Genomic DNA, 12,239 nt, shown 5'->3' with positions numbered 1-12,239 from the left:
GCACCGGTCAAGGGATCGCGGTCGAAGACCTGTCGGGAATCCGGGACCGGGTACGGCTCGCACGCAGACAACGGCAACAACTGCACTCCTGGGCATACGCGCAACTGCGCGACCAGATCACCTATAAGGCACACGCCGCAGGAGTGCCGGTGCAGGTGATCAACCCGCGCAATACCAGTAAGACGTGCCACCTCTGCGGGCACTGCGACACCGCGAACAGGCACAGTCAAGCACTCTTCCGGTGCCGCGGCTGCGGATGGGCCGGCCACGCCGGCCATAACGCCGCCGCCAACATTGCCGCACTCGGACACAGCAATTATCGGGCCGCCCAATCAACCGTGCCTAAAGCAGCCACCCCTCTCACAGCCAGTTAGAACGTGAGCAGCAAACCCGCGTCCTTCAGGACCGGGTAGTTGATGAGCTAGCCGGTTTGTGCCTCCGCGGTGCGAGGTGACTGAGCTCGGCGATGATCTCGTCGTTCCAGACATGCTGGCGCACAAGGCGGTACCGCTCGCGTGCCACCCACAGGTAGGCCTCGGCGTCGGTGTGATCGGGCAGCATCTCGGCTGCCCGCAGCATCCGGACCACCGGCAGGTACTCCTCACCGAACCAGCGCCGGGCCACGGTTTCCCGGCTGAGGAATTCGCCCACCTCCTGCATGAGCCGGAACCCCCAGGCCTCGACGCTCTGGCTGATCTCGGCGTACTCCCACGGATCGGTGACGACCACGGCCGCCCGCTGCGGCCCGCTCAGCGGCACCCGTGTGAGGAACAGGCGGCGGTGGTCCTTGATCACGAGGTCGCCGCGCTGCGCGATCCCGTCCGGGGAGATCTTCGTCTGGATCTCGGTGACGTAGGCGTCGATCGTGCTCCAGTGCATCGCGTAGGCGATGGAGACGCGGTGGTGTCCGTCGCTGACGAAGTGCATCGACCCGATCCGGTACACCTGGATCGGGGGCACCGACTCGCCCCGGCGCTGCGCGGCGGCCAGCCGCTGCCAGCGCTCGCGCACCCGGGTGGACGTGGGCCGGAAGAACCGGTCGAAGTCGCGCGTGCGGTCGACGCTGCCGACGATGGAGTTGACGGGGATCACCTGCAGTCCGAGCGACCGTTCCCCGACCCGGCCGACGGCCGCGACCACCTCGTCGAACGGCAGGATCTCGTTGACGTCGTCCGGTTCGCGGCGCAGCCAGCTGACCAGCCGCGACAATTCGGCGCGGCGACGCTGGCGGGTGAAGTCGTTCTCCGCGTCGGCGGCGGGGAATCCGGTGTCACGTGCCATGCCGGCGCCTTACGATGCTCGGTTCGGCGCCGGGCGACAACTCCATCAGGGTGAATCCCACCGTGTTGATGACGGTCGTCGCGCCGAGCGTGCGGTCCTCGGCCGCCCGGCCGTACGGGTGCACGTGCCCGTGGATCATGACCCGGGCCTGCAACCTGCCCGCCAGGTTCTCGAAGCATTCGAAACCCCGGTGCGGCGGATCCTCCTGGTCGCCGACTCCCCGCGGCGGGCTGTGCGTGAGCAGCACGTCGACGCCGGACACTCCGGAGCGGCGCGCGTGCCACGCGCTGGTGAGCGCCAGGTTGCGCGCCCGCCGCCGCTGCTGCCGCTCGGTCCACTGATTGGGGCCGTCGTTGTAGCGGATGGAACCGCCGAGTCCTGCGATGCGCAGGCCCGCGATCCGTACGATCCGGCCGTCCGCGTTGACCGCGCCGCATGGTCCCGGCCACGCCGAGGGCAGTCCCGCCCGCATCCACCCGACCCGTCCCGCGGAGTAGCCGGACAGGTCGGCGTCGTGGTTGCCCGGCACGAAGACGCACGGCGCGTCGAGGGCGTCGATCAGGTATTCCAGGTAGTCGAACGGGAGGTCGCCCGCACCGAGGATCAGGTCGACGTCCATGGCGCGCACCTGCGAACTCCACAGCGACTCGATCGTCTCGTCGGACACTGCGAGTACCGAGACCATGCTCCGACGCTACCGGCTCGGGAGGCCGGAGGACGGGTGAGCGGGTTCGGTGGTTTGATGGCGGGGTGACTGACAGCGTTGTGGCCTCCGTTCGCGCGCACCTGCTGGGGCAGATCGGGGGACCGGAACCGACTGCGGCGTCGGTGACGTTCCTGGGCGTCGAACCGCTGGACGTGCTGCGGTTCGCACCCGACGACGAGGATCTGGTCCGCTACGTGACCCTGGGGTGCTCGCGGCACCCGATGAGCGACCCCGGCGAACTGGTGGCCGACGCCCTCCGCGGCCCCCGCGCCGAACTGATCCTCACTCTGCGCGGCGGCGCCGGGGTGGCGTCGGGAGTCGCGCGCACCCTCGCGGTGCTGGCGGCGGCGCCGTCGGTGGAAGGTGTCGTCCTCGTCGAGGATGCGCTGCTCGACCTGGGGGAGCCGCTGTGGAAGGACGCACCGTTCACCGCAGTGCTGCTCGGTGAGTCGACGATCCCGGACCTGCCGCTGCCCGAACCCGCGGAGGCCGTGCGGTTCCTCTCGGTCGTGCCGCTCACCGGCACCGAGGCGGCGTGGGTCCGGTTGCGTGGCGCCGGCGCCCTGCGTGAGGCGTGGGCGGAGGCGGGCATCGACGTCCGCGATCCGCACCGCGGCGCCGCGTCGCTCTAGAGCCAGTTGTTCCGGCGGAACGTGACGAACAGGCCCACCGCCACCGACGCGATCACGAACACCACGCCGTGATAGCCGTACTGCCAGTGGAGTTCGGGCATGTTGTCGAAGTTCATGCCGTAGATGCCCGCGATCATCGTCGGCACGGCCGCGATGGCCACCCACGCCGAGATCTTGCGCATGTCGGTGTTCTGCTGCACGGCGACCTTCGCGAGGGCGGCATCGACGAGTGAGCTGAGCACCTCGTCGTATTCGGCGATCCGCTCGGCGACGGTGGTGTGGTGGTCGAGGACGTCGCGGAAGTAGCGGCGGATCTCCTTCGGCACCGGATTGCCCGGTGACCGCGTCAGCCGGAGCAACGGATTGGACAGCGGGTTCACCGACTTGCGGAGTTCGACGATCTCCCGCTTGAGCAGGTAGATGTGTTCGACCGCGACGCTGCTGCGCGGACTGAACACCGCCTCCTCCATGCTGTCGACGTCCTCCTCGATGGCCTGGGTGACCTCGAGGTACGTGTCCACCACGTGGTCCGCGACCGCGTGCAGCACCGCGTACGGGCCGAGGGCGAGCCGCTCCCGGTTCGCCTCCAGCGCGTGCCGGACGTTCGACAGCGGGGAATGGTCACCGTGCCGCACGGTGATGACGAAGTTCGCGCCCACGAACACCATGATCTCGCCTGTCTCGACGATCTCGCTGGCAGTGGCCACCGACTCGTGCGGCACGTAGTTGACCGTCCGCAGCACCAGGAACAGAACGTCGTCGTAGCGTTCGAGCTTCGGCCGCTGGTGGGCGTGGACGGCGTCCTCGACCATCAACTCGTGCAGCCCGAACGTCTCGGCCACGCTCTCCATCTGCCCCTCGTCGGGAGCCAGCAGCCCGACCCACACGAACCCCTGACCCTGCTTGCGGACCTCGGCCATCGCCGCCTGGTGCGTGTACTTGCCGGGAAGCCTCGTGCCGTCGACGTACACCCCGCAGTCCACGATGGCCCGCGCGGTCGGGATGCGGATCCTCGAACCCGGGTCCTTGTCGCCGTCGCGCTGTTCCTTGTCGCTGCCGCGCCGGGGGAGCGAGGGCACAGACGGCACGGGGCCCTCCTTCACCGTCGAGTCGGAAACGCTGCCGGTGAATCGTACGTCAGCACCGGGTCCGGGCCGGGCGGCGTCGCACGACACGCCAGGCTTCCGGGCCGCACGCTCGGACCCGGTGCGGCGACACCTGACAGACTGGTCTGGTGCTCATCGATCTCCACACCCATTCGACGGCCTCCGACGGAACCGACAGCCCGGCGGACCTGGTGCGCGCCGCGGGCGCGGCGGGACTCGACATCGTGGCGATCACCGATCACGACACGACCGCGGGGTGGGCCGAAGCGGTCGCGGCGCTGCCCGCGGGGCTCGCTCTGGTGCGGGGCATCGAGATGTCCTGCGAGGGGCGGGGGGAGGACGGACGCCCGGTCGCCGTGCACCTTCTCGCCTACCTGTTCGATCCCGCGCACGCTGCGTTCGCACGGGAACGGGAACGCCTCCGGAACGAGCGCATCGTCCGGATCCGCGCCATGGCGGAGCTGATGATGGAGGACGGCCTCCCCATCGACGCCGACGAGGTGCTCGCGGAAGCGGGACCGGCGGCCGGGCGCCCGCACCTGGCCAGGGCCCTCATGCGCGCAGGCGTGGTCGGCAGCGTCGGTGAGGCGTTCGTGGACCTGCTGGCCCCGCGCGGCCGGTACTTCGTCGACAAATCGGACACCCCGCTCGACGAGGCCGTGCAACTGGTGGCGGAGGCCGGGGGAGTGAGCGTCCTCGCCCACGGACGAGCCCGCACGAGGGGGCGGCTGCTGTCGCTCGATCACGTCCGTGACCTGGCGGGAGCCGGTCTGCACGGGCTCGAGGTGCATCACCCCGACCATTCGCCGGAAGACGCGCGGGTGCTGCACGCCCTCGCCGACGAGCGCGGTCTGGTCGTCACCGGCTCCTCCGACTACCACGGGACGAACAAGGCCATCCGGCTCGGCGAGTTCACGACGACGGCCGACGAGTTCGACACCCTCGTATCGAAAGCATCAGGGGTACAGGTGGTCTCGGCATGAACACGCACGAGTCCGAGCGATACGACCCCTACGGTCCCGCCCTCCCGAGGACGGTGGCGGCCACCGAACCGCGGCGCAGTCCGCTTCCAGTCCGCGCGCTGCGCGCCCTCAGCGGGGCCGTCGCCGCCGGTGTGGTGATCCTCTGCCTCGTCGTGATCGGCTCCGCCTACGTCGGCGGCGGCCGGGGCTTCCCGGGCCCCGGGGCGGTCTCGATCACCGCGCACGTGGTCGCGTCCGTGTTCGTGATCGTGGCGCAGCGGTTTGCGGACCGCCGAGACGGACTCGCCGCCGTGGTCGCGTCCGTGGCCGTCCTCGCTGCGGCGGCACTTCTGCTGGCCACCCAGTGGTGGGGTTGAGCAACGTACGTCCCGATAGGTGAAACCGGCTCTCACAGTGACCCGCCGGTAACTTGTTCTCACAGGTAGAGGCCCGAAAACGTGAGACATCTGACTGTCGTGGCAATTTGATTGTGCATCGATATTCGTGCCAGACTTAGCACCACTCCGACGTCGGCGCCACCGCCCTTCGGCGGGGGTTTTATGGCAGCGTTGCCAGGGGCTCACCCGCCCAGTGCCATGACGCTTCGGACGTTCTGCGGCCATCGTGATCGCGCACCCCGGAAGCTTCACCCCAGTTGTCGTTCGTGGAGTAACTGTGAGGATCAGCGCCGATCCCTACGGTTACTTCTCAGTAACCCGGCCCCGAGTGAGCCTGGACTTATCAGGAGTGTCATCGTGTCCATCGTGTCCGAACCCACCACACCGCAGAAGGTCGAACTGACCGACGAGGAGATCTTCGCCGGCCACATCGGGGGAAAGCTCTCGGTCGAGACCACCGCTCCCCTCGATTCGCAGCGCGCCCTGTCCATCGCCTACACGCCCGGTGTCGCGCAGGTCTCCCGCGCCATCGCCGCCGACGAGACCCTCGCCGACCGCTACACCTGGACCAACCGACTCGTGGTCGTCGTCTCCGACGGCTCCGCGGTCCTCGGCCTCGGNGACATCGGCCCCCGCGCCTCCCTCCCCGTGATGGAAGGCAAGTCCGCCCTGTTCAAGAACTTCGCCGGCCTGAACTCGATCCCGCTGGTCCTCGACACNAAGGACCCCGACGAGATCGTCGAGACCCTGATCCGGCTGCGCCCCAGCTTCGGCGCCGTCAACCTCGANGACATCTCCGCACCCCGCTGCTTCGAGATCGAAAAGCGCGTCATCGAGGCCCTNGACTGCCCGGTCATGCACGACGACCAGCACGGCACCGCCATCGTCGTCCTCGCCGCCCTCAAGGGNGCGGTCAAGGTCCAGGACCGCGACCTCCACGACCTGCGGGTCGTCATCTCCGGTGCCGGCGCCGCCGGTGTCGCCTGCGCGAACATCCTGCTCGCCGCGGGGATCGCGGACGTGACGGTGCTGGACTCGAAGGGCATCGTCTCGGCCGACCGCACCGACCTCAACGAGATCAAGGTCGACCTGGCCGCCCGCACCAACCCGGCCGCCCGCCGCGGCGGTGTCGTCGAAGCACTCGACGGTGCAGACGTGTTCCTCGGCGTGTCCGCGGGCACCGTCCCGGAGGAGCTNATCGCGACGATGGCGGNGAACTCCATCGTGTTCGCGCTGTCGAACCCGGACCCGGAGATCCACCCCGACGTCGCCCGCAAGCACGCGGCGATCGTCGCCACCGGNCGCTCGGACTTCCCGAACCAGATCAACAATGTGCTCGCCTTCCCCGGTGTGTTCAAGGGCGCNCTCGACGCCGGCGCCCGCCGCATCACCGAAGGCATGAAGCTCGCCGCCGCCGAGGCNATCCTCTCGGTCGTCGGTGACGAGCTGGCTGTAGACAAGATCGTTCCCAGCCCGCTCGATCCTCGCGTCGCCCCCGCTGTCGCGGAGGCAGTCGCCGCCGCTGCTCGCGCAGAAGGCGTCACCGACTAGCGAGAATCCGTCGAACACCCCGATCCGGAACCCGCACCCACGGTTCCGGTGTCGGGGTGTTCGCCGTTGTGGGGGAACTCTTTACGACGCGCGCTCCGCGATCTGCCCGGCGCTCGGGTTCCGCCGCAGGCGGCCGGTTCCCGGAACAGACGCCCACACCGCCAGCGCGAGCAACCCGTCCACGACGAGAGCCAGAATCGTCACCAGCAGCGCGCCGACGAGCACCCGGTCGTATTGGCGCAGCGCCAGTCCGTCGAAGATGTAGCGGCCCAGGCCGCCGAGGTTGACGTACGCGGCGACCGTTGCGGTGGCGATGATGTGCAGGGTTGCGTTGCGTAGTCCGCCGAGCATGAGCGGCAGCGCATTCGGGGCCTCGACCCGCGTGAGGACCTGCCATTCGGTCATCCCCATCGCGCGGGCGGCGTCCACGACCGTCCGGTCGACGTTCGCGACACCCGCATACGTGCCCGCGAGGACCGGCGGGATCCCGAGAATCACCAGGGCCAGGATCGGTGGGATCAGACCCAGCCCGAGCAGGAGCACCAGGAACGTCAGCAGGCCCAGCGTCGGCAGCGACCGCAGCGCGTTGACGAGACCGACGACGACCACGTCACCCTTGCGCAGATGCCCGATGATCAGGCCGATCGGCACCGCCACCACCGCGGACAGCGCGACCGCCAGAAAGCTGTACCAGAGGTGTTCGAGGATGCGGGCGCCGATTCCGGTGCTGCCCGACCAGTTGCCCGGGTCGACGATGTACTCCCAGGCGCCGCCGAAAATGTTCACGAAGCCTCCTCCGGCGCCGGGGCCGTCGATTGTCCCGCGACCAGCGGTGCGCGCCGGACCTTCTGCTGCCGGGTCCACGGTGTCAGTGCCCGGCCGACGAGGAACAGCAGCAGGTCGAACGCGAGGGCCAGCACGACGATCGAGATGATTCCCGCCAGGATCTGGTCGGGGTAGTCCCGCTGGTAGCCCTGCGTGAACAGGGTGCCGAGGCCGCCGATCCCGATCAGCGAACCCACCGACACCAGCGAGATGTTGGTCACCGCCACCACCCGGACGTTCGCGATGAGAACGGGCAGTGCGAGTGGCAATTCGACGGTCAGGGCCCGGCGGAGGCGCGTGAAACCCATCGCGGTGGCGGAGTCGACGACATCCGCGGGAACGGAGTCGAGAGCCTCCGGCACGGCGCGGATGAGCAGTGCGGTGGAGTAGATCGTCAGCGCGATCACCACATTGAGCGGGTCCAGGATCTGCAGTCCGAAGACGGAGGGGATCGTCACGAACAGCGCCAGCGACGGGATCGTGAACGCGATGCCCGCCACGATCAGCGTGACCTTCCGCAGCCAGGATGCACCCCGGATGGCCGTCCCCACCGGGACCGCGATGAGCAGCCCGATCAGCAGCGGAACCAGCGCGAGATAGAGATGGGTCTTCGTCAGGTCGACGACGACCGAGAAGTTGTCGATGAGCCAGCGCACGGGATCACGGCCCGTCCGGGGTCGCCTGCTGGGCAGTGAAGTAGTGCTCACCCCGCGCGCGGTCCTCGGCTGCCCGCTGCTCGGCCAGCTTCGCGATCACCTCGGAGCCGAGGACGCCGCCCGAGACCGCACCGTTCGCGTCGACGGCCACCCCGATGCCGGACGGCGAGGAGATCGCCGCGTCCAGCGCCTGCCGCAGGTCGGCGCCGGGAGTGAAGAGCGATCCGCCCGCCGCAGTGCACTCGGAGACGGGCCGGCCGGCCCGCGCGCCCTCGACGCCGGTGACGTCGATCCACCCCCGCGGCACGCCCGCGTCGGTGACGACGAGGACCCATTCACCCTGTTCGAGCCGCAGCCCGGGCAATTCGTTCTCGGTCGCCGTCCGCAGGGTGTGCAGCGGAACCTGATCCGCCGTCCGGAACGACAGCCCGCGGTACCCGCGGTCGCGACCCACGAACGAGGCGACGAAATCGGTGGCCGGTGCGGACAGCACCGTGTCGGGCGCGTCGTACTGCTGCAACCGGCCGCCCGGACCGAAGACCGCCACCCGGTCGCCGAGTTTGACGGCCTCGTCGATGTCGTGGGTGACGAACACGATCGTCTTGCGCATCTCGGCCTGCAGCCGCTGCATCTCGGCCTGCAGATCTTCGCGGACAACGGGATCGACGGCGCTGAACGGTTCGTCCATCAGCAGGATCGGCGGGTCGGCGGCCAGCGCCCGGGCGACCCCGACGCGCTGTTGCTGGCCGCCGGAGAGCTGACCGGGATAGCGGGACGCCAGCGCCGGGTCGAGTCCGACGCGTTCGAGCACCGCCAGCGCGGCCTTGCGGGCGTTGCGCCTCGAGTCGCCGCGCAGCACCGGCACGGTCGCGACGTTGTCGACCACCGTGCGGTGCGGCAGCAGCCCTGCGCTCTGGATGACGTACCCGATGCCGAGGCGAAGCTTCACCGCGTCGGTCCGGGCTATGTCGCGGCCGTCGACCGTGATCGTGCCCGCGGTCGGGGTGATCATCCGGTTGATCATCCGCATCGACGTGGTCTTCCCACAACCGGACGGCCCCACGAAGACCGTGAACGATTCGGCCTCGATCTGCAGGTCGAGGCCGTCCACCGCCGTCGTGCCGTCCGGGTACTGCTTGGTGACTCCCGAGAACGTGATCACGGCAGGCTCCTCACGAGACCGGCTTGTCGAGCCCCTGGTCCGTCACCCACTGCTTCGCGGCCGCCGCCGGTTCGGTCTTGGCATCACCCGAGACGGAATTATTGAGCGCGACAAGCTCTTCGGTGGTCAGCTTCGCGGACAGAGCGTCGAGGGCGCGGGTCAGCTTGTCGGAGGACTTGGTGGTGCGCACCACCGGGACGACATTCTGCGCCGCGAAGTTGTTCAGCGGGTCCGCGAGCACCACGAAACCGTTCTCTGCGATCGCCGGAGACGTGGTGAAGATGTCGGCGGCCGTGATCTGTCCCGACGCGAGAGCGTCCACCGTGGCCGGACCGCCGCCGTCGGCGATCGGCACGAAGTTGTCGGGCGTGATGTCGAGGCCGTACTTGGCCTTCAGGCCGGGCAGGCCACCGGGGCGTTCCTGGAATTCGGCCGGTGCGCCGAACTTCACCTCGTTCGAGTGCGCCGCCAGATCCGCGATGGAGGTGAGGTTCCAGCGCTCCGCCGTTTCCTTCGTGACGACGACGGCGTCCTTGTCCTCCGCGGGGGCCGGGGTCGTGATCGTCAGTTCCGAGCCCAGCGCGGCGGGCAGCGCCGCGTCGACGTCGGCTGCGCTGGTGGCGGTGGAAGCCGGGTCGAGATACTGCAGGAGGTTGCCCGTGTAATCGGGGATCACGTCGATCGACCCGTCCTTCAGCGCGGGAATGTACGCCTCGCGGGAGCCGATGTTGAACTTCGTCGTCACGTCGAACCCGTTGGCGCGGAGCACCTCGGTGTAGATGTTCGCGACCGTCTCCGATTCGGGGAAGTTCGCCGATCCCACGATGATCGCGTTCGGGTCGTCGCCGGAGCCCTCGCCGCCACCGGACAGGGGGTCGGATCCGCCGCCACCGCACGCCGCGAGCGACACGACGGCGACCGTCGCGAGAGCGAGACCGCCCACGGAGCGGCGGGTGAAGCCCGACAGAATTCGTGAGGTGCGCATGAGCGTCCTTCCCGTTGTCACCGGCGCCGGACCTGCCGACCGAAAGCCGGTGGACGCGTGTCCGCGCCATCGGTTGGCCAGTGTAACGATAGGGGCGGACAGAGCACGGTTTTCGGCCGGCTCGAGGTAAACGAAAGGCGCGACGTGGCACACACACGCACAGACCAATCGGCCCGCCGCAGGCACCGCCCGGCGGCGTGGTCCCGCGCACTGACCGCCGCGTCCGCGCTGGTTCTCGCTGCGGGGCTGGCGTCGGGATGCGCAGGTGGCGACACCACCCTCGACGGTTCCGCGGGGCAGGGGCCGGGCGAGATCGTGGTGGGTGCCGGCGACGGAGCGGAGAGCCGCATACTGGCCGAAATCTATGCGGGTGCCCTGCGTTCGACGGGCGCTCAGGTCACCACCGACGGCGGCCTCGGTGACCGGACCGACTATCTCGGGCAACTCGATGCCGGCAGCGTCACGCTGGTGCCGGAGTTCACCGGCCGGCTGCTGCGCTATTACGACCCCGAGTCGACGGAGACCGAGCAGGACGATGTGTTCGATGCGTTGAGCAGGGCTCTGCCACAGGGACTTTCGATCTCCGACTTCGCCGCCGCCGAGGACAGGTCGGCGCTGGCGGTGACTCCGCAGGCATCCGAACAGCTCGGTCTCACCACCCTCGACGACCTCGTTCCCGCGTGCGGAACGAGCACCGCCGTCCTCGCCCCGGCCTTCGAGGCCGACGCTCTCGCAGGCCTCACCGGTTGCACGTTCGCGCAGACGCGGAGGGTGGCCGACGACGCCGCCGCGGTCGGTGAACTCGCCGTCCCGGCACCGGCGGGCGGATCGGTGGTGGGCGGGGTGACCACGGCGTCGCCCGACGTCGCGGACGCGGATCTGGTGCTGCTGTCCGACGACGAACACGTGTTCACCGCGCAGAACGTGGTGCCACTGTTCCGGATCGGGACCCTGAGCGAAGCCCAGCTGAAGGCGCTGAACGTCGTGGCGGGTGAACTGACGACCGCGGACCTGGCCGACATGATCGGCCAGGTCCGCGGTGGTGCCGATTCAGCCGACGTGGCGCGGGTGTGGCTGGACGCTCATCTGTGAACCCAGGAACGCCCCGAGTTCCGCGACCGCGTCCGCGGCCTCGCGGACCAGGGACGCCTGCAGGTGGGCGACATGCCACAGCCGGGCGTATTCGGTGAGCGTGACGTCCACGTTCGACTCGTTCAGCTTGTCGACGAACTCCATGATCTGCGGGTAGAGCACCTCGTCCACCCCGACGTGGATCAACGTCGGCGGCAGTCCCGCCAGATTTCCCTGCAACGGTGCGTAACCCGGATCCCGCGCGTCGCCGTTGCCCAGGTACTTCTCGGCGGCGTCGAACGACCACGCCGTGTTGACGACGAGATCCCGGTCCCGGGACGTGTCGCGCCTGCCGGGATCGACCCACGGGGAGATCAGCGCCAACGCCGAAGGCGTCACGCCGTGCCGGTCGATCAGGCGGCGTGCGGTGGCGACGGTCAGGCCGCCGCCCGCCGAATCGCCCGCGATGGCGAGTTGTTCTGTCTCGTAACCATGTTCGGTGTTCAGCTCGATGTACGCGGCGACCGCGTCCTCGAGCCCGGCCGGGAACGGATGTTCCGGAGCCAGCCGGTAGTCGAGGGTGTAGACGACGCTGCCCGATTCGCGGGCGATGTGGGCGGCCAGCGATCGGTGGGTGGCGAGCGAACCGATCGTGTACGCACCGCCGTGCAGGTAGAGGACGGCGGTCCGGCGTTCGGTGGCTCCCACCGTGATCCGCTCCGCGGGCCGCCCGGCCAGGACGGTCGGGCGCACGACGGCACCGGCGGGCACCTGCTGCAACGGAGCGCCCACATCGAGAAGGGTCCGCTGCACCGAGTACGGAAGTCGTGCGTTGAGGCTGAGGCGGTAGAACGGCCGGAGGGCCGTCGCGACGACCGGAAGCGGTAGGTGGAAGCTCATCGGT

At 69.2% G+C, this 12,239-nt stretch carries 14 protein-coding genes; 6 read left to right on the top strand and 8 right to left on the bottom strand.

What is annotated here, in order from left to right; all coding sequences use genetic code 11:
* Nucleotides 1–374: zinc ribbon domain-containing protein (locus CA951_RS22870; RefSeq protein WP_143543086.1), on the top strand; the 374-nt coding region annotated here is incomplete at its 5' end.
* Between the two features lie 25 nt (nucleotides 375–399).
* Here the strand turns inward: CA951_RS22870 and CA951_RS22865 are convergent.
* A complete protein-coding gene (locus tag CA951_RS22865; protein WP_087558981.1) occupies nucleotides 400–1,281 on the bottom strand; it encodes a chromosome partitioning protein ParB in 882 nt (293 codons plus the stop codon).
* Nucleotides 1,271–1,966, bottom strand: coding sequence for a metallophosphoesterase (locus CA951_RS22860; RefSeq protein WP_015889788.1), 696 nt, complete (start codon nucleotides 1,964–1,966; stop codon nucleotides 1,271–1,273). The genes CA951_RS22865 and CA951_RS22860 overlap by 11 nt, the downstream gene beginning before the upstream one ends.
* Before the next feature lie 65 nt (nucleotides 1,967–2,031).
* On the opposite strand from CA951_RS22860, the gene CA951_RS22855 reads away from it, so the two are divergent.
* Nucleotides 2,032–2,619, top strand: a complete 588-nt coding sequence (locus tag CA951_RS22855; RefSeq protein WP_179220281.1) for a suppressor of fused domain protein — start codon at nucleotides 2,032–2,034, stop codon at nucleotides 2,617–2,619.
* On the opposite strand, the gene corA is transcribed toward CA951_RS22855, so the two are convergent.
* Complete coding sequence (corA, locus tag CA951_RS22850) at nucleotides 2,616–3,707, bottom strand: magnesium/cobalt transporter CorA (RefSeq protein WP_087559002.1); 1,092 nt, start codon at nucleotides 3,705–3,707, stop codon at nucleotides 2,616–2,618. The genes CA951_RS22855 and corA overlap by 4 nt on opposite strands.
* Nucleotides 3,708–3,853: 146 nt before the next feature.
* On the opposite strand from corA, the gene CA951_RS22845 reads away from it, so the two are divergent.
* From CA951_RS22845 to CA951_RS22835, 3 genes are all read left to right on the top strand, one after another.
* Nucleotides 3,854–4,708: a PHP domain-containing protein gene (locus CA951_RS22845; RefSeq protein WP_087558979.1), complete on the top strand. Its 855-nt coding sequence runs from the start codon at nucleotides 3,854–3,856 to the stop codon at nucleotides 4,706–4,708.
* Nucleotides 4,705–5,064 carry a hypothetical protein gene (locus tag CA951_RS22840; protein WP_087558978.1) on the top strand — a complete coding sequence of 120 codons (360 nt, stop codon included), beginning with the start codon at nucleotides 4,705–4,707 and terminating at the stop codon, nucleotides 5,062–5,064. Before CA951_RS22845 ends, CA951_RS22840 begins: the two co-directional genes overlap by 4 nt.
* Nucleotides 5,065–5,442: 378 nt before the next feature.
* Nucleotides 5,443–6,636: an NADP-dependent malic enzyme gene (locus CA951_RS22835; protein WP_087558977.1), complete on the top strand. Its 1,194-nt coding sequence runs from the start codon at nucleotides 5,443–5,445 to the stop codon at nucleotides 6,634–6,636.
* An 81-nt stretch (nucleotides 6,637–6,717) separates the two neighbouring features.
* Here CA951_RS22835 and CA951_RS22830 read toward each other — a convergent pair whose 3' ends face one another.
* Genes CA951_RS22830 through CA951_RS22815 form a run of 4 tightly spaced genes read right to left on the bottom strand, consistent with a single transcriptional unit; the run spans nucleotide 6,718 to nucleotide 10,264 of the window.
* A complete protein-coding gene (locus tag CA951_RS22830) occupies nucleotides 6,718–7,422 on the bottom strand; it encodes an ABC transporter permease (RefSeq protein ID WP_087558976.1) in 705 nt (234 codons plus the stop codon).
* Nucleotides 7,419–8,117 (bottom strand): ABC transporter permease, encoded by a 699-nt coding sequence (locus tag CA951_RS22825; RefSeq protein WP_087558975.1) that lies wholly within the window; start codon nucleotides 8,115–8,117, stop codon nucleotides 7,419–7,421. Before CA951_RS22825 ends, CA951_RS22830 begins: the two co-directional genes overlap by 4 nt.
* Nucleotides 8,118–8,121: 4 nt before the next feature.
* On the bottom strand, nucleotides 8,122–9,279 hold the full coding sequence (locus CA951_RS22820; protein WP_087558974.1) for an ABC transporter ATP-binding protein: 1,158 nt from the start codon (nucleotides 9,277–9,279) through the stop codon (nucleotides 8,122–8,124).
* Between the two features lie 10 nt (nucleotides 9,280–9,289).
* Nucleotides 9,290–10,264 (bottom strand): ABC transporter substrate-binding protein, encoded by a 975-nt coding sequence (locus CA951_RS22815; RefSeq protein WP_087558973.1) that lies wholly within the window; start codon nucleotides 10,262–10,264, stop codon nucleotides 9,290–9,292.
* 144 nt (nucleotides 10,265–10,408) lie between these two features.
* Here CA951_RS22815 and CA951_RS22810 point away from each other — a divergent pair, with 144 nt between their 5' ends.
* Entirely contained in the window at nucleotides 10,409–11,356 is a 948-nt protein-coding gene (locus CA951_RS22810) for an ABC transporter substrate-binding protein (RefSeq protein ID WP_087558972.1), read from the top strand.
* On the opposite strand, the gene CA951_RS22805 is transcribed toward CA951_RS22810, so the two are convergent.
* Nucleotides 11,315–12,235, bottom strand: coding sequence for an alpha/beta hydrolase (locus CA951_RS22805; protein ID WP_087558971.1), 921 nt, complete (start codon nucleotides 12,233–12,235; stop codon nucleotides 11,315–11,317). The two genes, CA951_RS22810 and CA951_RS22805, sit on opposite strands and share 42 nt — an antisense overlap.
* Nucleotides 12,236–12,239 lie beyond the last annotated feature (4 nt).

Source organism: Rhodococcus sp. NCIMB 12038, from assembly GCF_002165735.1.
Taxonomy (GTDB): domain Bacteria; phylum Actinomycetota; class Actinomycetes; order Mycobacteriales; family Mycobacteriaceae; genus Rhodococcus_F.
The sequence above is the reverse complement of the archived record's forward strand: the minus strand, read 5'-3'. Positions and strand labels throughout refer to the sequence as shown.